19 protein-coding genes and 4 pseudogenes are annotated in these 23,785 nt (G+C 40.2%); 2 read left to right on the forward strand and 21 right to left on the reverse strand.

The window, feature by feature from the left end:
• Nucleotides 1-448 precede the first annotated feature (448 nt).
• The 6 genes from FFV08_06575 to FFV08_06600 form a co-directional block, all read right to left on the reverse strand.
• Nucleotides 449-1,003 (reverse strand): GNAT family N-acetyltransferase, encoded by a 555-nt coding sequence (locus tag FFV08_06575; protein ID QLB52312.1) that lies wholly within the window; start codon nt 1,001-1,003, stop codon nt 449-451.
• 56 nt (nt 1,004-1,059) lie between these two features.
• Entirely contained in the window at nt 1,060-2,838 is a 1,779-nt protein-coding gene (locus FFV08_06580) for an ABC transporter ATP-binding protein (protein QLB52313.1), read from the reverse strand.
• Nucleotides 2,839-2,851: 13 nt separating this feature from the next.
• The gene (locus tag FFV08_06585; protein QLB52314.1) at nt 2,852-4,588 is read right to left on the reverse strand and encodes an ABC transporter ATP-binding protein; all 1,737 of its coding nucleotides are present in this window, start codon (nt 4,586-4,588) and stop codon (nt 2,852-2,854) included.
• Nucleotides 4,589-4,954: 366 nt separating this feature from the next.
• Entirely contained in the window at nt 4,955-10,588 is a 5,634-nt protein-coding gene (locus FFV08_06590; protein QLB52315.1) for a YSIRK-type signal peptide-containing protein, read from the reverse strand.
• A 287-nt stretch (nt 10,589-10,875) separates the two neighbouring features.
• Nucleotides 10,876-11,244 carry a 50S ribosomal protein L7/L12 gene (locus FFV08_06595; protein ID QLB52316.1) on the reverse strand — a complete coding sequence of 123 codons (369 nt, stop codon included), beginning with the start codon at nt 11,242-11,244 and terminating at the stop codon, nt 10,876-10,878.
• A gap of 73 nt (nt 11,245-11,317) precedes the next feature.
• A complete protein-coding gene (locus tag FFV08_06600) occupies nt 11,318-11,818 on the reverse strand; it encodes a 50S ribosomal protein L10 (protein QLB52317.1) in 501 nt (166 codons plus the stop codon).
• A 19-nt stretch (nt 11,819-11,837) separates the two neighbouring features.
• On the opposite strand from FFV08_06600, the pseudogene FFV08_06605 reads away from it, so the two are divergent.
• Nucleotides 11,838-12,045 (forward strand): annotated as a pseudogene (locus FFV08_06605) (hypothetical protein).
• A 55-nt stretch (nt 12,046-12,100) separates the two neighbouring features.
• Here the strand turns inward: FFV08_06605 and FFV08_06610 are convergent.
• The 3 genes and pseudogenes from FFV08_06610 to FFV08_06620 all read right to left on the reverse strand — a co-directional run bounded on the left by FFV08_06610 (nt 12,101) and on the right by FFV08_06620 (nt 13,672).
• Nucleotides 12,101-12,723: pseudogene (locus FFV08_06610) on the reverse strand (hypothetical protein).
• Nucleotides 12,707-12,886 (reverse strand): hypothetical protein, encoded by a 180-nt coding sequence (locus FFV08_06615; protein ID QLB52318.1) that lies wholly within the window; start codon nt 12,884-12,886, stop codon nt 12,707-12,709. The pseudogene FFV08_06610 and the gene FFV08_06615 overlap by 17 nt, the downstream one beginning before the upstream one ends.
• A gap of 44 nt (nt 12,887-12,930) precedes the next feature.
• Nucleotides 12,931-13,672 (reverse strand): annotated as a pseudogene (locus FFV08_06620) (hypothetical protein).
• Here FFV08_06620 and FFV08_06625 point away from each other — a divergent pair.
• Nucleotides 13,620-13,865, forward strand: a complete 246-nt coding sequence (locus FFV08_06625) for a virulence factor MviN (GenBank protein ID QLB52319.1) — start codon at nt 13,620-13,622, stop codon at nt 13,863-13,865. The pseudogene FFV08_06620 and the gene FFV08_06625 sit on opposite strands and share 53 nt — an antisense overlap.
• A gap of 536 nt (nt 13,866-14,401) precedes the next feature.
• Here FFV08_06625 and FFV08_06630 read toward each other — a convergent pair.
• The 12 genes and pseudogenes from FFV08_06630 to FFV08_06685 all read right to left on the reverse strand — a co-directional run bounded on the left by FFV08_06630 (nt 14,402) and on the right by FFV08_06685 (nt 23,750).
• Entirely contained in the window at nt 14,402-15,199 is a 798-nt protein-coding gene (locus tag FFV08_06630; protein ID QLB52320.1) for a formate-nitrite transporter, read from the reverse strand.
• Between the two features lie 87 nt (nt 15,200-15,286).
• The gene (gene mmuM, locus FFV08_06635; GenBank protein QLB52321.1) at nt 15,287-16,234 is read right to left on the reverse strand and encodes a homocysteine S-methyltransferase; all 948 of its coding nucleotides are present in this window, start codon (nt 16,232-16,234) and stop codon (nt 15,287-15,289) included.
• A gap of 9 nt (nt 16,235-16,243) precedes the next feature.
• Nucleotides 16,244-17,650, reverse strand: a complete 1,407-nt coding sequence (locus tag FFV08_06640; protein ID QLB52322.1) for an amino acid permease — start codon at nt 17,648-17,650, stop codon at nt 16,244-16,246.
• Between the two features lie 136 nt (nt 17,651-17,786).
• Nucleotides 17,787-18,431, reverse strand: coding sequence for an N-acetylmuramoyl-L-alanine amidase (locus FFV08_06645; protein ID QLB52323.1), 645 nt, complete (start codon nt 18,429-18,431; stop codon nt 17,787-17,789).
• A gap of 200 nt (nt 18,432-18,631) precedes the next feature.
• On the reverse strand, nt 18,632-19,219 hold the full coding sequence (locus FFV08_06650; protein ID QLB52324.1) for a YihA family ribosome biogenesis GTP-binding protein: 588 nt from the start codon (nt 19,217-19,219) through the stop codon (nt 18,632-18,634).
• A 10-nt stretch (nt 19,220-19,229) separates the two neighbouring features.
• Nucleotides 19,230-20,459, reverse strand: coding sequence for an ATP-dependent Clp protease ATP-binding subunit ClpX (gene clpX, locus FFV08_06655; GenBank protein ID QLB52325.1), 1,230 nt, complete (start codon nt 20,457-20,459; stop codon nt 19,230-19,232).
• Between the two features lie 51 nt (nt 20,460-20,510).
• Nucleotides 20,511-20,682, reverse strand: a pseudogene (locus FFV08_06660) (hypothetical protein).
• 2 nt (nt 20,683-20,684) lie between these two features.
• The gene (locus FFV08_06665; protein QLB52326.1) at nt 20,685-21,197 is read right to left on the reverse strand and encodes a dihydrofolate reductase; all 513 of its coding nucleotides are present in this window, start codon (nt 21,195-21,197) and stop codon (nt 20,685-20,687) included.
• 124 nt (nt 21,198-21,321) lie between these two features.
• The gene (locus FFV08_06670; protein ID QLB52327.1) at nt 21,322-22,161 is read right to left on the reverse strand and encodes a thymidylate synthase; all 840 of its coding nucleotides are present in this window, start codon (nt 22,159-22,161) and stop codon (nt 21,322-21,324) included.
• A 105-nt stretch (nt 22,162-22,266) separates the two neighbouring features.
• Nucleotides 22,267-23,226 carry an ROK family glucokinase gene (locus tag FFV08_06675; GenBank protein QLB52328.1) on the reverse strand — a complete coding sequence of 320 codons (960 nt, stop codon included), beginning with the start codon at nt 23,224-23,226 and terminating at the stop codon, nt 22,267-22,269.
• Between the two features lie 36 nt (nt 23,227-23,262).
• Nucleotides 23,263-23,364, reverse strand: coding sequence for a hypothetical protein (locus FFV08_06680; GenBank protein ID QLB53281.1), 102 nt, complete (start codon nt 23,362-23,364; stop codon nt 23,263-23,265).
• Nucleotides 23,322-23,750: a GNAT family N-acetyltransferase gene (locus tag FFV08_06685; GenBank protein ID QLB52329.1), complete on the reverse strand. Its 429-nt coding sequence runs from the start codon at nt 23,748-23,750 to the stop codon at nt 23,322-23,324. Before FFV08_06685 ends, FFV08_06680 begins: the two co-directional genes overlap by 43 nt.
• Nucleotides 23,751-23,785 lie beyond the last annotated feature (35 nt).

Below are 23,785 nucleotides of genomic sequence, written 5' to 3' on the forward strand. Positions count from 1 at the left end.
TTTAACTTTTTCAGAATATTGATTCAAATCAAAAGAGCGTATATGATTTAAATCAAATTATTTATCCGAAATTTTGGGAAAAATCCTCACTTATCCACAGATTTTTGGAGATTTTGAATGTTTTAAAACGAAATAACACTTTTTGTTTTAAATCGTAATCTCTTTCCTTGTCAATCTCTTCTTTACCTATCTTTTTTGAGCGGCTCCTTTATATTTCTTGCTTCTTTTTCTTTATCCTGCGCCATAACCTTTTTCTGCTAGGTCTGTCCTTAGTCATTTCGACTTTTTTGATGCAGCAGACCGGTATGCGCTACCGACACTTAATGCGTGAGAAATACAATATTGTACATCCTGATCCAAAACAAAATAAAAGAGATTTTTCATAGTAAAAAGGTTGAGACATCTTATCTCAACCTTTTAAAAATGGCTATAAATCATTTAGCACTCTTTATACATCGCTAAATCTTCGGTACTTAATTTCGAATTCAAAAAAGTTCTTCTCTTGCAGCATATGGAAAATATCTCGATAAGCCTCCTCATCAAAATGATGTCCCAAATACAGGATTTCAAAGCTTAATCCTTCATATTCCAGAAAGGCATTGGTCGTTCGGAAGCCGTTACGCTTATAAAAGTCCATACGTGCTTGACGTTGTTCTAGATTGTCACATTCTTCATCGACACGTTCCACCTCTAGAACCATGGTTTTTTGATAAAACTCTGTCAGTTTATGAATAATTTCACCCCCATAGCCATGACTGCGAAGGTGCGGCATAATCGCAAAGAAGCTGACATAGAACATTTTTTCATTATAGACTGCAAAAGCAAAACCAACAAATTCTTCCTCATTGTAGAAGGCAAAGAAATGAGAACGCTTATCATTTGTATAACGGAGAAATTCGCTGATAGCTACCCTTTCCTCTACAGGAAAAGCCTCGCGGTTTAAGGCCTCAACCTTATCCAAATCGGGAAATTCTGCTGTAATAATTTGACTAGTTAAAGACATTGCTACCTCACTTTGCTTAATATTCTAGCAGTTGTCAAAAAATTTAGCAAGCATTATCAAGCTTCTTCCGCTTTTTTAGAAAATTGGCTCTGATAGAGGTCATAATAAAATCCTTTATCAGCCAAGAGACTCTCATGATTTCCTTGCTCGATAATCTGACCATCCTTGAGCACCAAAATCTTATCCGCTTCCTGAATGGTCGACAGTCGGTGAGCAATGACAAAACTAGTCCTGCCCTGCATGAGTGTTTTCATAGCCTTCTGAATCAAGAGCTCCAGCCGTGTATCGACAGATGAGGTCGCTTCATCCAAAATCAGAATCTTAGGATTGGCCAAAAGAGCCCTCGCAATCGTAAGCAACTGTTTCTGACCCAGCGAGATATTACTGGATTCTTGGTTCATTTCCATATTGTAGCCGCCTGGCAAGGTTCGGATAAAGTGGTCCACATTAGCCGCCTTGGCCGCTTCCACAATTTCTTCATCAGTGGCTTGCAGATTGCCAAAGCGAAGATTTTCCTTGATAGTCCCCTCATAAAGCCAAGCATCCTGCAGCACCATACCAAACTGTTTGCGGTAGTCCTGGCGAGAAAGGTGGCGTATATCATGCCCATCAACTGTAATCGCGCCTTTGGTCACATCGTAGAAACGCATGAGCAAGTTAATCAGCGTGGTTTTACCAGCACCAGTCGGACCAACAATAGCCACCATTTCTCCTGGTTTGACTTCCAGATTAAAATTCCGAATGAGCGGCTTGTCTACTACATACTGGAACTCCACATCCTTGAAGCTAACCTGACCTGTCAGATCTTGCTCCAGCTTTTCTGTCTTGTCATTGACTTCATCTGCTTCGTCCAGTACTTGGAAAATCCGGTCTAAAGAAGACTTAGCACTCTGCAGCTGGCCAGCCAGCTGAGTCAAGTTTTGAATGGGCTGATTAATCTGCCAGACATACTGAACAAAAGCTTGCAGATTTCCGACTGTCAAGCGCCCAGCGATAACCTGAAGTCCACCCAGTACAGCTAGCAGCAGATAAGTCAGGTCAGAAATAAAGTTCAAAACTGGATTCATAAGACCTGAGATAAAGCTGGCCTTAAAGCCTACTTTCTGCAGGTTTTGCGTAATTTGACGAAAATCCTCCTGGGAGCTTTCTTCTCTGACATAGAGCTTCAAAATATTAAATCCAGTCAGATTTTCCTGAACAAAGCCATTCATAGCTCCTAGTGCATCTGCCTGCTGTTTAAAGTAAGGCTGGGATTTCTTCACGATAAAGCGAGCACTGAGGTAGGTAATCGGAATCGAAACTACCACAATTATACCCAACTGCAGATTGAGTACCAATACCATGACGATAACCAAAATCAGAGTAAAGACTGCGTTGATAACCTGCAGAAAGGACTGCTGCAAGGCATTTGAAACAGCTTCGACATCGCTGGTAAAACGCCCCAGCAAGTCACCAAACTGGTGCTTATCAAAGTAAGAAACGGGGATGCGATTAATCTTATGACTAAGTTCATCACGCAAGTCACGAATGGTAGCCTGTACTGCATTGGTCATAAAGTAATTAGAATAGTAAGAACCGATTTCATAAAAAATCGCCCGCACAAAATACAAGACCATGACCCAGCCCACATAGGACACATTAATCTGAGCACCAGACACACCTTTAGCCATATCCAGCAAATTATTTGTCAGTTCAGTAATGGCTAGACCTAAGACAAAGGGCTCGACGACACTCATAACGACACTGAGGATTTTGAGGAAGATTGCAAAGGCGACTGCAAACTTATAAACTTTTAGGTAGCTCCACAGGCGAGCAAAACTAGATGTGTTTTTCATATCAGTCTCCTTTCTATTCCTCTGTCAAAGCTTGATTTTTCAGCTGCGAATCCGCAATTTCACGATAGATATCATTGGTTTCCATCAACTCTTCGTGCTTCCCGCGTCCGACGATTTCACCCTCATTCAGAACAATAATTTGGTCAGCGTCCATGATAGTTCCCACCCGTTGAGCTACAATCAGCACCGTTGCTTGACCTGTCACTTCCTTGAGACGACGACGAAGCACTGCATCCGTCTTATAATCCAGAGCAGAAAAAGAGTCATCGAAGATATAAATATCCGGCTTTTTGACCACCGCACGGGCGATAGAGAGCCGCTGCTTCTGCCCACCAGATAGATTGCTGCCTCCCTCAGCCAGATGAGTCTCAAAACGCTCTTCCCGGCTCTCGATAAAGTCCTTGGCTTGAGCTACATCAGCTGCCTGACTAAGTTCTTCTTGACTGGCCTCTTCCTTTCCGTAGCGTAGGTTTGCTGCGATGGTTCCGGTAAATAGCAGAGCCTTCTGCGGAATAAAGCCAATCTTCTGACGCAGAGCTTTCAGATTGTACTCGCGGACGTCCACACCATCCACTAAAATCTTACCAAGTGTTACATCGTAAAAGCGAGGAATCAGCTGCACTAGTGTTGACTTCCCAGAACCAGTAGAACCAATAAAAGCAACAGTCTCACCCGGCTTGGCCTTGAAGGAAATATTATGCAGTACAGGACTCTCGGTCTCACCGGGATAAGCGAAGGTTACATTGTCAAACTCCAGATAACCCTTCGTCTCTGTCTCGGTTACACCATCTTCATTAGGATTGATTGAGATGGGCATGTCCATGACTTCCTTGAGCCGCTGGCTCGATACCGCAGTCCGTGGATACATGGTAAAGAGATTGGCCAAGAAGAGGAAGGATAGCAGCGCGTGAAAGCTGTATTCGATAAAGGCAACAAGATTTCCGATTTCAAGACTTCCATCCCGCAAAGGATCTAGGGCAAACCAGACAATGGCCACAATCATCGCAATAATAATCTGCACAAAGAGTGGCTCTGTCAGACCGGTCAGCTTAAAGAGCTTATTGGAGTTTTGCGCATAGACCTCATTTTCATCAGAAAAACGCTTCTCTTGAAATTCTTCTCTTGCAAAAGCTCGAATAACGCGTAGACCAGTCAGATTTTCCCTTACATACTGATTAATCTTATCAAGAGTCTTCTGCTGCTTTTCAGACAAGGGCTTGGTTTTAACCGCTACATAAATGACCACGACAGCCAAGAAAGGCACTGAAACAGCGACTATCCAAGCCAGAGACGGACTGGTCAGAAAGATCATGAGAATACTGGACAGCATCATCATGGGAGTAATGACACCCATTTTCAGAGTTTGCTCTGCAAACTGCATAAGAACAAAAGCATCCGAAGTCAAGCGCGTGACCAAAGAGGATACACCAATTTGCTCATACTCATGATGAGAATACTCTTGCAGCTTAGCATAGAGATCATTGCGCATGTCCTGCACCATGGTCGTCGTTAGCTTCCCAGCCGCATAAGACAGAACGATTCGCCCCAGCACTCCTAAGATAATAACGCCAAACATGACCCAAGCCCAGAAAAAGAGACGGTCTGTCTGCTTAGTATTGATTCCCTCATCAATCATCCGAGCCAGCACCGTTGGCAGACCTAGATTGACGATTACAAAAAAGATTGCCGCGACAAAGTCTAAGACCAGCCACTTAGGATATCTCTTCAAATAAGACCAAATGTATAACATAACGCCTCCTTCACTATCTATTCAAAAATAACTCACTCTAAAACACCCAAGTGCTTTTAAAACAAAGAAAAGAGCGCGCAAATGCACGCTTTAATATGAATATTATAACAAAAATATGAAGGAGGGTAAAGGTCATTTCAGACTTTTTTCTGCTTATCATCAGCCTCATAAATGACTGTCAGCAACAAACTGCCTGAAAGCAGACCAGCTATAGTTTTAATTGCTTGACTTATGTAGAAAAACAAACCTAGTTTTCACTAGGTTTGTAATTTCTTATCTGCAAGAAGGTCTGAATTTAAGAGTGATTCAATCTCATATCTCGTTCCAACCTTTCATAGTAACTAGTCTGCAGACTGGTTGGCCGGCTCAAACCAATAACTTCTGGTTTTCAAAGATTGATTTTCTGAAATCATTGGTTTGATCGAGGTAAGCTTTGAAGACTGCTTTTTTCAGCTTATGCACAGCACTGTTATATTCTGGTTTATAGCCGCTCCAAGAATACCAATTATCATTTGCATCTTTGAGAACCGCTTCATCCATCAAGGTTTGCAACTCTGCTACAGTACTGATAGTCTTAGTAGCATAACTTGTCCATGGTTGTCTCGTATCATCAAATGTGACCTTATTCAAGCTGTCGAACTTGTTTTTACGTTCTTCATACATAGCCTTCTTAAACTCAGTCCAATTATTAAACTGACCATTGAAGACCTTGCGTAAAACCAAGTCATCTGTTACCAGACCTCTGGTCTTACCATAGATACTGATGGTTTTCCCGTTTTGCTTGGCATCATCTTCATATTGATTAGAGATATAAGGGACCATACCATCTTTAAAGCCTTTGGCTGCCAGAAGTTCATAAGCCATACGCCGTCCCATAAGATCGCCAGGAGTTCCTTTTTCACTGCTTAAAGCAGAATAAATCGGAGAGAAGAGTTTAATCGTATGGTAGCCGTTTCTTTCTACATCGCCATTTTTGTACTCACGCGCTGAAAGAATATCATTTTCAATCAAACTATCGAATGAGTTTAATTTTTGTGCATCTGCCATTGTAATATTTTTGATCACATTCGTTGCGTAAACATCATTTCCATCAGCATCTCGGACATATTTATTCTCGACTTTTCTCAGAACGTTCACTTTCTGCGCATCAGACAGATGGTTCACGATTGACATCCCTTCTAGGTACTCCAACATATAAATGACATCAAACATGTTGTGAACATAGTTTTTCAAATCATCCGCATCTTGGAAACGTTTAGTTGGATCAAGAACTTGCAAACGAGATTTTTCAGTCGCATCATTCTTGTCATATTTGAGAATTGAGTTGACTGTAATTGTCGCATCATCTGGATGATCCGGTGCTTGCAACAAGCCCTTGGCGAAGAATTCTGGACCAAGACCGCTTCTTCTTCCATATCCTCCTAAATAGATCTCGTTATCAGAATCATGCGTCATCTCATGAGTATAGGTAATGGCTCCGTCCTTGTCCAGCATACGATATCCCATGTAGTAAACACCGTCCCCAGTAGCGTAAGCTCCGTGCTTATTGTGCACGACCTTGTTTCCAACCGGTCCGAAGAAATACTTCATAGCTGGATTAGAACTATCAAATTGTGCTTCAGCTGTAGCTTTGCCAACAGTAGTATCATCTCCAAACTTATAGGCATCATAGACCAAGATATTTCGATAGAGCTTTTCACGCCCCTGCTCGTCTAATATTCTATACCAATAATCATAATGGTCGCGTTGGCGTTTTGCAGTTTCTTGGGCATTATCCTCAACAAACTTATTGAGTTCAGCCCCAGCTCTGTGCTCATTATTTCTATATCTGTCATATGCACCAAAGCCAAGACTGGATATGGTCGATATGACAAAGACTGATCTTTCAGGCATAGTCAGCAATGGTAAAACCATATTTCGGTATTTCCAAGTGTCGCTGGTAATTCGATCATACACCCCGATAGAGTATTTGCTGCCAGCCTGCTCTTGTTTGACCCTCACCTCATCAATAGCTGATTTTTCTTCAACTATATAAGCCTTGGTTTGCTCTTTGAACCATTGATTATTTGTTTTGTTTGGTAAAAATACTTCCCGGTAATTGGCAAGCGTGCTGAACAAATCTTTTGTTCCATTATTGTTTGCAAGGCTGATGCTATACGTATCTACGTTGTTCTTGGCTAGAAGATTGTTAAAGCCTGATTTACCTAATTCAATGATCGTATCTAACGGCGATACGTTGCTCTTACCAAAGAAATCCGTGTGGTACATGACTAAGTCTTTGATATTCACGTCACCATAGTTAAAGTTGTACCAGCGCTCTAAATAGGTCAAACCTAAAAGCAAGGCTTCCTTATTGCGTTTGATTTTATCAACGACGTAACCATTAATCGTTTGATTTTCGCTGGCAATGACTGCATCAGCAGACAAAAGTTTTTCCAGTGTATTTGCTAGATTTTCCTTCGTTTTGGCAAACTGCTCTTCTAAGTATAATTCCGTTAATGAAACTCCTGAAGAAATACCCAAGGTGTTTCTGATAGCCTCTGACTGATAATCGACCGCTCTCAAATCAGGCAAAACTTCATTAATGATTGAACTATGACTATGTAAGAATTGATTCGGCGTATAGATGAGATCGGTATCGCCAACACGGTATTCTGCTAACTTACTAAAGTCAGATTGATAGGTAATATCTAGTGTTTCAGATGAATGATCCTTATAGTGAAGCAAGAGCTTATTAGCCGCTTCTTTATGCGAAGCAATATCTGTAATCACTTCATTATCCTTCATCATGACTGCAGATAGGACTTCTTTTTCATACAAAGCGCTATCTTCTTTTACCAGATTACCGTATTTGACAATGGTTGCCTTATCATAAAACGGCAGTAATTTTTCTATATTCTTATATGCTAATGCTCGACTGGCTTGATAGTCTTTAACCTTAGAAAAATCACTTTCTATATTTCTGCTAGTCAGTAAGCTTTCGACTTTCGGTACAGCAAGAGAGTTAATTTCAGATTTCTTACTTGCGATTTGAGCAGCATCAATCAATGTTCCTCTCTCTTCGAGGGATTCCTTGGTGACAACCTCATCCTTTTCAAGAGTCACTTTGTAGACTCTGTTATCTTTGTTGCTATATGAGTCAGTTATTCGCATTCCTCGATAGTGATACCCACTAATCGCATTTCCATTCATAACATTGACATCGCTAAGAACATTATGCAATCTTCCAGCGTGTCTCTCTTCGCTAGAATCTCTATCCCATAAGTAGCCAGCAACACCAGCAACACTTCCAAAGCGCTTCACATTATTAATATGGCCCTCGGCGTAACTATTGCTGATAAGCGCATCCTTCTCGACAAGACCTGCAAGGCCGCCGACAGTTTGGTTTGTGCTATCCGCATTTGACGAGATGGTAATTGTAGCTTTTGACTTATCTACTACTGCATTGATGCCAGTAAGTTGACCTACTAATCCTCCGATATTGTATGGTGATCTCGTTTCATAGGAGTTGACAATTCTTCCCTTGAAACTGCTATTTGTAATCTTAGAATTATCAGCCTTCCAGACCAAGCCACCAATGCCACGTTCGCCAGCCAGAACACCATCTACATGGACATTATTAATCCTTGTTGCATTATTGGCTTCATTTGCAAGGGATCCAATATCAGTTTTCCCTGAGATATTTACATCTTTAAGAGCCAGATTTTCTACAGTAGCAGCGCTCAAGGTGTCAAATAAAGGCTTCTTCAAATTATAAATAGCGTAATTTTTCCCGTCTTTGCTGCCAAATAGCTTACCAGTAAATCTGCCCTTTATATAACTGTTAGCACTATTTTCTAGTTCAACCTCATTAGCATTCAGACTAGCACCTAAATAATAGGTTCCATTGAGATTGTTATTTATAGCTTGAACTAAGTTACTAAAGGAAGTAAAGTTTGTGACTTCTCTCTCTGCCTTTTTAGCTAGATAAAAAGTAAAATTGTCCTCGTACTTATTGTCAATGTCCTGTTTTAATTTTTCCGCACTTGCAGTAATTTTATAAACTGGCTGACCATCTTTTGTGCTATCAACTATTGAAGAAATCGGCAAGAAGACATCTTTAAACTTAGAAGATTTGACCTTCACGAAATAATTGTCTTGATTGCTCGGAATTGTATCCAGAGAAACGTGTTGTTTGTATTTTCCGTCAGATAGACTATACAATTCCAGTTCAGATACATTTCTCAATTCAATATGCTTTTCAGGTTCTTGCTTCTGCTCTTTAGGCTCTTGAGCTTTTTCAGCAGGATTTTCTGCTTCTGGCGCTGCTGGTTCGATGTTTCCAGTATATTCTTGCGGAGGCTCTACCTGTTCGGGCTCAACTATGGCTCCAGCTTGGACTTCTGTATACTCAGGTAATGGAGCGACCTGCTCAGGTTCCACTACCGCTCCTGCTTGTGTGTCTGTATATTCTGGCAAGGAAGAAACTTGTTCAGGCTCAACGATGGCACCTGATTGAACATCTGTATACTCAGGTAATGAAGAGGCTTGCTCGGGTTCGACTATTGCTCCCGATTGAACGCCTGTGTATTCCGGTAATGGTGTAACTTGCTCGGGAGCGACCACCGCACCGGATTGAGTTCCCGTATACTCTGGTAAGGGAGCAACTTGTTCAGGTGTCACTACTGCGCCTGCTTGGGGTCCTGTGTATTCTGGCGAGGGAGTCGCTTGTTCGGGTTCAACGATTGCTCCTGCTTGGGGTCCTGTGTATTCAGGCAATGGAGCGACTTGCTCAGGTTCTACTATCGCACCGGATTGGACACCTCCAACCTCCGGTTCAATTTGTTCAGGCTCAACTATGGCTCCAGATAATGTACCTGAATAATCAGGCAATGAAGCCACCTGCTCAGGCTCAACGATTGCACCAGATTGGACACCTGTGTACTCTGGTAAGGGAGCAACTTGCTCAGGTTGAACCAAGTTAGAAGCTACTGGTTTTTCGCTAGGCATTTCAAGCTTTTTAGTCCCTTTTTCTACTATTTTAGGAGTCGCTTCCTCTATTTTAGTCGAAAGAACCTCTCTAGAAACTTCCGTATTATCTACAGTAAAAATTCGAACGACTTCGATTTTCCGGCCTGGTTTTCCTTCTTGTTTTACTCTTACAGTCCCCTCGGCTAAATCCGCATTTTCTTGTATTTGTTCTCCAAAGGCTATCTCAGTTTCAACAGTCTCTTCTTTGTATAATAATTCTGACTTAGCTACTCGGCCAGACAAGACTTCATCTTGAGGCTCAATTGTATTGACGCCAACCGTTTGATTTTTCAGCCCATTCTTATCAAAAGAAAGAGAATAATTTAGCTTCTTATTTTGGTTTAAAACTTCTTTATCTTCATTAGCATTCTGCTGATTATCAAGAATCTTATTGTCTAATAATTTTTTAATTGATTCGTTTTTTATGTAGCCAACATAGGTATAGCCCGAAATTTCACCTGGTGAAGGCAGACTTTCCCCAGCTGACACTTGATATTCCGCATTATACTGCAGTAAGATCCCATTTCCCAGCGCATCGACGGATAGTATCAAGCCTCCTCCCACACCAGCACCCACCAAAACAGTCAATAGGAACTTGCCTTTAACCTTTCCTTTTGACACAACAAAAACAACCAATCCTATCGTCGTTAACAGACCAGCCGTCATCATAGTATTAGAGTTATTATTGTCTCCTGTATTCGGTAAGGTTTTTGCTCCAGTATTTGAGTTTAACCTGTAGACAAGATAGTAAGTCTCCTCGTTGCCTTCTGACATTTTAGGAAATCCACTTACAATCAACTCCTTTTCTTGCGGAGTTATTTCAGTATCTGTCACGTATTTATAGTGTACATTCAACTTTTCCTGCGCTTGAACAGAGTCAACCCCAACGATAGAACCAAAAAACAAACTAGAAATAGCAGCCGAAACAAGCCCGACAGCTAATTTCCTAAAAGCAAACCGAGTTTGCTTCTCCCCAAAAAACTTTTTCATTAAAATCCCTTTCAAATTATTCTAAAAAGAATAACAAATCCTTTAAACCAGAGAAGGTGCAACAGTGAGCCGATGCATCCATTCATCTGAATCCCCCTAACAAAAATTCCCTAATCAACAATCTCATATAACTTTTATCTTATTCATAATATCTCCTAAATCGCAATAATCTGTCTAAATTATATCATACAATCCTATTTTTTGTTAGCGTTTTAACATAAAAATGATTTTTGGATACAAAAAACCAAGTCTTTCGACTTGGTTGATTTCTATGATTGGAAACTCTATTATTTAAGAGTAACAGAAGCACCAGCTTCTTCCAATTTAGCTTTAAGTTCTTCAGCTTCTGCTGCAGCAACGCCTTCTTTGATAACGTTTGGTGCACCATCAACAAGTTCTTTAGCTTCTTTAAGGCCAAGACCAGTGATTTCGCGTACAACTTTGATAACGCCGACTTTCTTGTCACCAGCTGCAGTCAATTCAACGTCAAATGAATCTTTAGCAGCGGCAGCTTCACCAGCACCAGCAGCAGCTACAGCTACAGGAGCAGCCGCAGTTACACCAAATTCTTCTTCGATAGCTTTTACAAGGTCGTTCAATTCAAGGATTGAAGCTTCTTTAATTTCAGCAATAATGTTTTCAATGTTCAATGCCATTGTTATTTCCTCCAAATAAGTTTTAAATTTATAATATTTTTTTCGTAGCTAGGCTACGCTGCGTAGCTTAAAATTAAGCTGCGTCTTCTTTGTTGTCTGCAACTGCTTTGACAGCAAGTGCAACGTTGCGAACTGGCGCTTGAAGTACAGAAAGGAGCATAGAAAGAAGTCCTTCGCGGTTTGGAAGAGTTGCAAGTGCAAGAATCTCTTCTTTTGATGCGACAGCGCCTTCAATTGCACCACCTTTGATTTCAAGTGCATCAGCGTTCTTAGCAAAGTCGTTCAAGATTTTCGCTGGAGCAACAACATCTTCGTTAGAAAATGCTACTGCAGATGGTCCAACAAAAACAGATGCCAAGTCTTCAAGTCCAGCTTTTTCAGCTGCACGACGCAAGATTGAGTTTTTGATAACTTTGTACTCAACTTCGCTTCCACGAAGCTCACGACGAAGAACGGTATCTTGCTCAACAGTCAAACCACGAGCGTCAACAACGACGATAGATGCAGCAGCTTTCATTTTCTCAGCAACTGCGTCAACCAGTTCCGCTTTTTTAGCAATAATAGCTTCACTCATTTAGTGTTTCACCTCCGTAATTATTTTGCTTGGGAATTTTCCAAAAGAAAAACGCGCCCAAACCTAGACACGAAAGTACAATACGCTTCTTTTTACATGATACGTTTTGTCCTCGGTAGGATCTTTATGAGTCAAGCTCCCCTACTGTCTTAGGCAGTTTTTTCAAACCATTGATAATTATAGCAAAAGAAAAAAAAGATTGCAAGCTTTTTATACAATCTTTTTAAATTTAGTCATTATTTTCTGCAAATCGCTTACTTGACTAATATCTACTTCTTTCCCTTAGTCGAAAGTTTCGAGTTCAATATAATCAAAGTTCTCTCTTAAATAATCAAATAAGGCGTCTTTATGAGCTTTCTGATTCATTCCAACAAAACTTCGAAACTCATTTGTACGGAGTTCAGATTCACTGCCATCAAGATACCATGCAGAAAAATGAACTCGTCTCACCTTATGACGACTACCTAAACGATTCATCTTCATAAATGCATCTATCTTAGAACATTCTGGCAGGTAGGCAATATCAAATGTCCTGTAACAAATGAGATGATTGCCATAAACCAAAACTTGCAAATCTTTGTCAAAGTAGTCCGCATCATTAAGATTTTGCCAGTCCTCCTCAAGCTCAGGATAACAATCTCTCAATTCCTGGATATTACTGTTTAACAAAAGATTTTTTTTATCATTCTATAGATAGACCCGACTAAACTCATATTGATCCAAATAAAGGAAAGAATCAACATAAAATTTTCACGAATCATATCTAGCTGAAATGATAATACTACTTTTAATGTATGATAAATAAGACTACACGAACAAAAACCAAAGAAGATAGCACTTATTACTGGACCAATCATCAACAAAATTCTAGCTCTAAGCGGCGAAAACTTAAATCTTTTTCCCACTTCCCTCATTTCCTCTTAAACTCAATTCTTTATCTCCTTTTATATCGCATTTCCCTCTTGTGTATTTAACTTTGTTTCCATCTGGCGACTGAACAGTGATCTTATTCATAACATTTGCTTTTGATTGCGTAATATACCAAATTAATTTAACAAACTTAAGCATTTTCCACTGGATAAGTTAAGCGCGACACAAATGCTGTCAATTCACTACTCATTATCATTCACCTCTCTATATTCATTTATTATAGTTTCTGATTTTAGGGAACGCGAAGTAGACATATTAACTTGAATATATTTTCTATCGTCACTGATATTTCTGGTAAAAGAAAGAACAAAATTTTCATTTTGATTTCTCCAAGATGAATCCAAGTGATTTTTTTTGCTAATTCCTCATCCAAATAATATGCCAAATGATAGGCAGGAATTTCAGGGTTATATCGACTATTAATTAATTTATAACTGGCCAATATTTTTTCAGAAAAAACATTGGATTGAAAGAGAAAAGTGATATTTTTCGCTTCTTTTTCCATAACATAATCTGAATCTAAACTCTCCCACCCTTGAGCAGAATATTGAATATTGTGTTTGTACGCAATCTCACTAGTTATATTATCTTCAAAAACCTGTCCATTTTTTTTCTCAATAAAACCTTTAACGGATTTATCAATAGGATTCCCTGAAACATTTATAGAATATTGAACATCTTTCCCAGTTTCATCAAAATTTGAAACTGTATAAATAATTTCAAATCCTTTCGGATAAAATTTAAACAAGTCTGAAACATTTGCAGTAGAATAAACCTTTTCTAAATCCACAAACTGACTTTCTACATGAGCACGGCTATTTTATCACAACCTAACAAATTTGTCATCATTACTAAACCTCCTAAAATTATAATGAATATTTTTAAAAATCTCTTCATAACCTTCTCCTTTTCCTTAGCCATCATCCTATTGTTTGAAAAACCATGGTTTATCCTTGTGACTTTATTCCATAGTCCCCTCCTTCATCTTGGCCATTTCCTTAAGCATTTCTTGAACTTGGTGCAGAGAAAGACTGTTAGAATCCTGACCAGCAAGTCTTTCACAGGGGTTTATCCATTTATAAATCGTCTGGTTAGCGACGCCATACTCTTTGACTAATTCCGAGACTGGTTTACCTTACTCATGTAAACGAACAAGGGGTTCTTTGAATCCTTAGCTGACTTTTGTGACATGTGAACATCTCCTTTGTTTAGTTACTATTCAATCAAAATGTGTCCAGTAAATCATACTAACATTAGCTCTTTAAAACTAAAGAATTTTATTCTAATAACAAGGAATTTTTAAACAAAATTAGTATAAACATCATTATCTAATACAAAACAACTATTTATTTCTATATAGTAACGGATATGGAATCTATCTCCTAATTCTTTATATCCTTTACATAAATCTCATTTTATAACATATTAACCTGCACTCTATTATAGATTACTTTGATTGTTTTGTAAATCAATTTGGAAGATAAATACGAATTTTTAATTGAGGTATAATTTTATAGCTTGTGTTTAGAAAGTTTCACCAATGTCAAATAAAAAAATAGAGGAATTTTATCTCATTCCTCTAGCTATTTGATTAGCTTCCAACAAACTGCTCTGTAAGAAGACATCAAAAAAGGATTCGAAAATCCTTTTTTTTCAGTCCACATAATTACTTTCTTCCTTATTAAACCAAGCGTATGGCAAACCTATGAGTAGGCCACCACCGATGAGGTCACCGATAAAGGTTACACCACAGTGGCGTAGGATATTTCCAATACCAAAATTTTGCACTTCCGCTGCTGCTGAGCTGAATTTCACGATAGCGAAGGAAGCAAAGTTGGCTGCCAAGTGTTCGTTAGTCAGGAATACAAACATATAAATAGCTGATATAACTAAGAAAAGCTTAGCTGTACTATCCTTGACCAAGACGAAGGAAAGAATAGCGATATTAACAAAGGCATTGGCTAACACTCCCTCAAGCAGAATCAGCTCATTAGATCGAGCAAGCTTCATCTGCACAACACCAGAAATGAAACTATCTTTGCTAAGCCCTGCATAAGCAGCCGAGTTAGCAAAGAGCCAGCCGGCAATCAAAGAGCCAATCAGATTGAAAAAGGTACAATAAAGCAAAATCATCAAGGCTTTTTTCCAGTCAATCTTCTTCAAAAAGGTACCAGCAGTCAGAAACATCATATTGGAAGTCACCAACTCTGCATTTAGAAAGACAATGTAAGCCAATCCCCAAGCAAAGATGAAAGGAAAGAGAAAACGCCCAGTTCCTGGAACGATCTTATTCGTCAAATCTGCCGCAATGGCTCCAGCTCCGGTACTAAAGGTTAGGAAAGCTCCAGCAAAGATGGAACGAACGGCATACTTGGCCTTGCTTGTATCAAACAAAGCTTCTTTTTTGCGGCAAGCTGCTTCAATTTTAGGGATAAATGTCGATTCAGGCATAAAAAATTCTCCTATTAATTTAAACTATGTATAGTATATCACAAAGTTCTTTCTTTTGAAAGCGTTTTCGAGAACCTTTTTAAATTTTCAATCCTTTAATCCTTTTGCTAACTGAGCAATATCTTCTGGCCTTGTTCGGCAGCAACCACCAAAAAGCTGCACTCCTTGCTCTTGCCAAAGTTTACTATTTTCCAGCAAGCTCCGCTCCTGTTCTGGATCGTCGTGCCATGTCTTGGTCAAGCCATTATAAGTTTCGCCAGAGTTTGGATAGGTCAGAAAAGGTTTGTTGCACACTTGTCCAAGCCCATCTAATAATGGAGCAATTAAATGTGGAGCTGTACAGTTAAAACCAACTGCCAAGACTTGTGGACTTTCTTGAGCCAAGTTTCCTAATTCCTCAATCTTAGTGCCATCTGATATAGCTGTCTCCGACTGGGCGACAAAGGACAAATAAGCCTCAGCCTGTGGAAATTCCTCTGCTAAAAGTCGGAGGATTGCTGCCGCTTCTGCTCCATTTGGAATGGTTTCAAAAGCCAATAAATCACAGCCTGCTTCTAACAAAGCTTGAATACGCGGTCGATGAAACTCTTGGAACTCTTCTTCACCCAGCTGGTAGTCCCCCGTATACTCCGAACCATCAGCTAAATAGGCAGCATAAGGCCCTACCGAGCCTGCAACCAGAGGATAGGGTCTCTGTTTCTGCTCTTCTGTAGATAATGTTTGCCAGATATTTTCGATTGCCTTTTGTGCTAAGAAGACTGTCTCTTTTAAAAGATTATAACCCTTTTCAGGAGTTAGGCCTGCCTCTATAAATGCTGGAATGCTGGCCTGATAACTGGACGTAGTGATGATATCACTGCCAGCTCTCACATAGCTTTCATGCACATTTTGAATAATCTGAGGCTGGTCTAATAGGTATTGAGCGGACCAAAGCTTACCAGATACATCATATCCCCGGCTTTCCAACTCTGTACCTAAGGCTCCATCTAAAATAATAATTTTTCGCTTTTCAAGCAAATCTTTAAATTTTCCCATGAAATACTCCTAAAATCTACGATGACGAAGGTAATAATACAAATAGCAAAGACCAACAAAAGGTAGACCAAAATAAAGTCCTGCTCTTTGCGACTTATCCCAAGCAATTCCAACGACAGAAAGAACCAAAAGAACTATCGTAATGTAAGGCAAGAAAGGATTAAAGGGAGTTTTGAAAGCTAGTTCCTCTTCCTGATGTTCTTTCAGCCATTCTTGGCGGAAACGAATTTGAGCAATGGGAATAGACAACCAAACAACTACCACAGCAAAACCAGCAATCGAAACCAAAGCTAGGAAAACGGTGTCTGCCGCATAAAAACTTGCAAAAAGCGATAAAGCAGCCCCTAACATAGATAATAAGAGAGCTCTCATCGGTACGCCATGTCGATTAATTTTTACAACTTTTCGGCTGATCATTCCTTCATTTGCCAAAGACCATAGCATACGACTAGAAGCATATAGACCAGAATTTCCCGCTGACAAAATAGCTGTCAAGATAACAAAATTCATGATATCCGCTGCATAAGGTAAACCAATCTTATCAAAAACAGTTACGAAAGGAGCCTGTGTCACTCCTGCTTCCTTGACTGGTAACAAAGCAGCTAGAACAATGATTGTCAAAACAAAGAAAATTACTAAACGACCAATCGTTGTTTTAATAGCTTTAGGCACAGCTTCTGTCGGATTATCCGTCTCTCCTGCTGCAATACCAATTAGTTCTGTACCTGAAAAGGCGTAGTTTACTGCCAGCATAATAGACAAAAGCGCCGTCCAACTTTTAGGAAAAGCTCCATGGGCTGTCAAGTTACTGAAGAAAGGCGCGTTTTGATGGTGACTCATAGGAATCAGGCCAAATATCGCACCAATTCCCAAGATAATAAAGACAATAATCGTGATGACCTTGATACTTGAAAAGTAGAATTCTGCTTCTGCAAACAATCTAACACTAAGAGCATTCATCCCAAAAATTACAGCTGCAAAAAAAGCCGCAAAAAACCAAGCTGGAACACTAGGAAACCATCGTTGCATCAGCATACCTGCACCCAAGAACTCTGTTCCTAAAGCCACCGTCCAACAAAGCCAATAGAGCCAAGCAACTGCAAAACCTGTGCCTGGACTAATAAACTTTGTTGCATAAGTGTGGAAGGAACCAGTCACTGGCATGGCAACAGCAAGCTCACCTAAAGAAAGCATAACCAGATAAACAACCACTGCACCAACAAGATAAGACAAGACGGCCCCCAAAGGTCCTGCCTGAGCAATCGTATAACCAGAACTGAGAAAAAGACCTGTCCCAATAACACCGCCAAGCGACAGCATAAAGAGATGCCTACTCGTCATCTTACGATGAAATTCACCTTCATTCTCAAAGTTGTGGTTTTGAGAATGTTCATGTTTTGAATCTTTTTTAGCCATAATACTTCCTTTATTTTTTTGCTATTTACCTATTGTATCATAAAGGAAAGTAAGGAATCATATATATTTTTTATTTTGGTCATAAAGAAAATCTATATATACTAAAAAAGAGGTCTCCCTCTTTTTGTTGTCTTCATTAAAATCTATTCGCCCAAGCAGTATCGACATCCAAGACATCTTGAGTAGTGTATTGCTGACGATAGGGATTGTAAACGATATAGCCAGCACCAGACTCATAGAGTGGTGAATCAAAGCGAGTCAAATCGTATTTTTCAATAATATAATTCAATTTAGCATTGTAACTAGTATCTGTCGCATAGACACCAGTCAGGGCAGCTGTTGCATCCTGATAGGTTGGCGCATTGCTCTTCCATGCGCCTGCAAAATGCCCCTGTTTGAGAACCGCAACATAGTCTTGCAGAGACTCTACATAGCTAGGATATGAACGGAAACTGTCGTTGACGGTATAAGCATTTCCCTCTCCATCATCTTCCCAAGTCTCCATATTTGCAGACTGACCATCATAGTGACCTTTGATACCAAAAAGGTTATAATGAGGTTCACCAGACAGACCAGACTGCCCTGATCCACTTTCTAAAATAGCCTGAGCAATCATAACAGAGGCATAAAGATCATTGTCCTGTCCCAACTGACGCGCTGGCTCACCGATTTGTGAGATGAAGTAGTCCGTTTGATTCATAGGCTGCTGGTCGCTATTATTGGCGCTAGCAGGATTAATATGCTTGGCCAAGACGAAGCCAACAGCAATCGTTGTTGTCATGATGAATAAAGCTGAAAGGATTCTCTTACCTTTTTTGAAATTCTCTTTTTCACAGCACTTCTCCTGAATAAGATGTTAATGATACTATTGTAACATACTAAAGATTAAAAAAACACTATTGATAATTTACAAGTATATGACATTTTTCGTTTTATTTCAAAAAATCCAACTCGAAAACAAGTTGGATTTAATTCGTATTATTAAATTTTTGACAAAATCGCGTCCCAAGCAACATCTAAGCCATCCTTGGTGACTGAAGAAAAAAGAATGAAATCATCATTTTTATCAAAGTCAAGCTTTTTCTTAATAGCCGACTCGTGCTTATTCCATTTTCCGCGAGGGATTTTATCTGCTTTGGTCGCTACTAGAACAACCGGAATGTCATAATATTTCAGAAATTCATACATTTGCACATCATCTGCACTAGGATCATGCCGAAGATCGACAAGGCTGACAACCGCTCTGAGATTTTCACGACTGGTCAGATACTCCTCAATCATCCGGCCCCATTTTTCACGCTCTTTTTTGGAAACACGGGCATAGCCATAACCTGGCACATCTACAAAACGCAGCTTGTCATCAATGTTGAAAAAGTTTAGCAGCTGAGTTTTTCCAGGTTTTCCTGAAGTTCGCGCTAAATTTTTGCGATTGAGAAGCGTATTGATGAAGCTAGACTTTCCTACATTGGAGCGGCCAGCTAAGGCAATCTCTGGAATATCATCTTGAGGGTAGTGCGATTTATTGGCTGCACTCAGCAAAATCTCTGCGTTGTGTGTATTGATTTCCATAAGCACCTCGTTAGGCAGTTTCTAGAATAGGCTTATCTGTTCCATCTACTGCTTCTTTGGTAATGCGGACAAGTTTGACATTTTCCTGGCTCGGAACTTCAAACATGACATCCATCATAGTTTCTTCAATGATAGAGCGAAGCCCGCGTGCACCTGTTTTACGTTCAATCGCTTTGTTGGCAATCTCCTGCAAAGCATCTTCGTCAAATTCAAGCTTAACATCATCATAAGATAGAAGAGCCTGATACTGCTTAATAAGGGCGTTTCTAGGCTCTTTCAAAATCCGAACCAAATCATCCACTGTCAGTTGCTCCAGAGCAGCAAAAACAGGCAAACGGCCAATCAACTCAGGGATAATTCCAAACTTTTGAACGTCTTCTGAGATAATTTCCTGCATATAGGACCCATCTTCATCAATCGCTCGGTTATTCTGACCGAAACCAATGATTTTCTCACCCAGACGCTGTTTTACGATTTCTTCAATACCGTCAAAAGCACCGCCAACTATGAAGAGAATATTCTTGGTATCAACCTGAATCATTTCCTGCTGCGGATGCTTGCGTCCACCCTGCGGCGGTACACTAGCTACTGTTCCTTCGATAATCTTCAGCAGAGCTTGCTGAACTCCTTCGCCTGAAACATCACGAGTAATTGAGACGTTCTCACCTTTCTTAGCAATCTTGTCAATCTCATCGACGTAGATAATGCCACGTTCTGCACGTTCAATATTAAAGTCAGCTGCCTGCAAAAGCTTGAGGAGAATATTTTCAACATCTTCACCGACATAACCAGCTTCAGTCAGAGCAGTTGCGTCCGCAATGGCAAAAGGCACATTGAGACTGCGAGCCAGAGTCTGCGCCAGAAAGGTCTTACCTGACCCAGTCGGGCCAATCATCAAAATATTTGACTTTTGAAGTTCCACATCTTCTTCTTCTCGGCTGTCGTGGTAGTTAATACGCTTGTAGTGATTATAGACCGCTACTGCTAAGGCACGCTTAGCTCGGTCTTGCCCGATAACATAGTGGTTCAAGATATTAAGCAGCTCCTGAGGTTTTGGTACCTCAGACAGATCTGCCAGCACTTCCTCAGCTAGCTCTTCACGGATGATCTCCTGTGCAAGCTCCACACATTCATTACAGATAAAGGCATTGTTACCAGCGATAATCTTCTGCACCTCATCTTGATTCTTCCCACAGAAAGAACAAAAAACCATCATATCATCATTACGACTTGTAGGCATTGTTTACTCCAATTCTAAAATTCTAAATCTATTTATTTTCTTTCATACGTGTTAAAAAAGTGTCATATAAAAAGCATGAATGGAATTTACCAAGTTTGTAAAAGCATTCAGCAAAAATAAAGCTGCCAGTCCAAACCGCTTTTTCCGAAAGGTTTGAACGGCACAAATAAGACAAATGACACATAAAAAGGCCGTAAAAAAAACCAAAAATACTACGTTCCATTCTTACGAGTCCTTCCTTTGGTATCTTTTTATAGTAAAATCATAAGGATTCTTTTCATCTTTGGCATGAAATTCACTGCTAACTTCCTGATAAGGAGCCCAGTCAAATGTCTCAGGGAAATAAGTATCTCCTTCCAGCTTAGCAGTAATCTGAGTCTGAATCAATTCTTCCAAATACGGCTCAAAAGCTCTGATAATTTGCGCTCCGCCGATAATATACAAGTTTCTGTCCTGCTTGTGGTACCAATCCAAGACATCTTCCACATTGCTGAACAGCAAGACATTCTCATTGTCAACTTGATAGTTCTTGTCCTTGCTCAAAATCAAACTGATTCGATTTGGCAAAACGCGACGCTGCAGACCATCAAAGGTCACCCGCCCCATCAAAATAGCATGTCCAGTCGTCGTTGCCTTAAAATGCTGCAATTCTGCTGGGAGATGCCAAGGCATGACCTTGTCTTTTCCAATCAGACCATCCTCTGCCTGAGCCCAAATGGCAATAATCTTCTTTGTCATCCTTTTATCCTTTGTATTAGTAACTCTATTCTATCAAATTTGCTGTAAAAAGGCATGTTTAAAGTATGATTCAAGCAGAACTTTTGCAGAGGTTGGCCGTTTTCGCATACACTTATCAAAATCGTTAAATAGCCAAATCGAACTTCAGCTGAGGTTTAACGGGATTATAGTCTAATAACTCAAAATCCTCTGCTTTGATATCGAAGAAATTAGTCCCATCCGGCACATTTAAAACGAGTTGCGGTTGGCAGTCACTTGGTTCCCGACGCAATAGCTCCTCCGCCTGCTCGAACTGATTGTCATAGATGTGCAAGTTATTGATAAAGTAAAAGAACTTGCCGACCTTCCAGCCAAAATGCTTGGCAATCATCATCTGCAGAGCCACATACTGCATAGCATTGATGTGGTGAGCAACTAACATATCATTTGACCGCTGAGTCAGAGTCGCATCCAGATAAATGTCTCCATCTACACGCCTAACATCAAACATGGTTTGAAAAGCGCATGGAAGCAAGCCATCTGTTTCTTCAAAAGCTTCATAATCCCAGAGAGAGATGATATTGCGACGGTTCCAAGGATTGGCTTCCAACTGTTGGAGAATTTTATGGATAATATTGTGCTTCTTGACAACAGCTCCGTAGCGCTGCCCGATAGTCCCCGTATTGCTAACTTCCCAATCATTCCAATAGTGAACATTATACTTGTCGTTGAGCAGTTCCAGACTATTGGACTGGTCTTGATAGATCCAAAGGACTTCCTTAATGGCAGACTTGATGGCAATAGGGCGCAGAGTCGTGATCGGGAACTCGCCCTTGCTCAAATCATATTCCGCAAAAGAACCAGTGATATATTTAGAGTTAGCTACATTTCCATCTTTGTATCGTGGACGGGCATTTTCAGAAAAAACACCCTGCTCTATAATTTTTTTAATATTCTCTTTGAAAATCGTATCTGCTAGCGTCATGATTTCTCCTTCGTTCAGTGAGCTTTTTCTAGTATAGCAAATTTTCCATAAAAATTCTCCTACAGACCTTTCTGCAGGAGAACAAATGAAGCAAACTTGTAGAATTTATTGTAAAACCAATGATGCTGCCCCGATAACACCGGCATCATTTCCAAGAGTAGCCAAGGCCAACTTGGTTGAAGTACGAACCTGCGGGAAGCTATTCTCTTCATAAACCTTGCGAACGCCATCAAGTAAGAAGTCACCCGCAGCCGACACACCACCACCGATAACAATTGTAGATGGATTGAGGATAGAGCCGATATTAGCGCAGGCAATTCCTAAGTAGCGAGCGAAATTGCGATAGACAATCAGAGCTAGCTCATCGCCTTCTTTAGCCAAGTCAAAGACAATCTTTGCATTAACATCTTCACCGTTGTCAATCAGTTTTTTCAACTCGGCATCACCAGCATACTCATCAGCATAGCGACGAGTCAGATTGACAATACCGGTCGCAGATGCAACCGTCTCTAAACAGCCCTTCTTGCCACAGGTACATTGAATCGGCTTATCAAAGTCAACAGTAATGTGGCCCAACTCTCCTGCTGCTCCAGCAAGTCCGTGCAAGAGCTTGCCTTCGGCAACAATTCCTCCGCCAACACCTGTACCCAGTGTCATAAAGACTACATCAGGCTGGTTTTCTCCAGCGCCCATCCAACGTTCACCCAAAGCAGCAACGTTAGCGTCGTTGTCAATATAGAAAGGAATCCCTGTCGCTTTTTCAATCTTATCCTTGACCGGCTGCAGCGTCTTCCAATTGAGATTGTAAGCACCGATAACAGTCCCTTTCTCACGGTCAACTACTCCTGGCGAGCCCATACCAATCCCGATAAAATCCTCTGCTGAAAGCTGAAGTAAGTCCAAACGATGCAGGATTGACTCAATCATATCATCTACGATGTGGCTACCTTCGTCTAAAATATTGGTTTTAATGGACCATTTTTCTTGGATTTCACCCTCTGAAGTCAAAATAGCAAACTTAATAGATGTTCCACCAAGGTCAATTCCGATTATTTTTTTCGACATGATGTTCTCCTCTGTGTTTTATTTATCAACATTATATCAGATTTTTTCAGTAAGGAAAAGGTTTGCATGAAGAAAAGTGAAAATCAAATCCTTCTTTATTCCCAAAATAAACTCACAACTCTTTTGTATATATAATATCTTTCACCAGTATAAGGATAATCTTTCAGTGCAAACACTTCTGCATAGCCGTGCTTTTTATAAAAATCCGGCGCTTGAAACTGATACGTATCTACAAATGAATATTTGCATTTCCTTTCTCTGGCTTCCTGTTCAGCCCTGCACAGTATTTCTGAGCCTATGCCTTGCCCTCGTAAATCTTCGCTCACATAAAAATACTCAATCTCTAGCCAATTACCAAAAGTTTCGGCCACCATACCAGCTAACAGATTTCCTTGTTCGTCTTCTACATAGATGTTAAGAGGCTCACTTTTGGAGGGCTCCCTCTTAGATTGATTGTAGGCCCTGATTAAGTTTCCCAGTTCTTGTGTTTTTTTCGATTTTCTACTTTCCAATCTTAGTTTCATAGATGCCTCCGTTTAGATTTCTGCCTAAACACTAC

Source organism: Streptococcus sanguinis (genome assembly GCA_013378335.1).
Lineage (GTDB): Bacteria > Bacillota > Bacilli > Lactobacillales > Streptococcaceae > Streptococcus > Streptococcus sanguinis_I.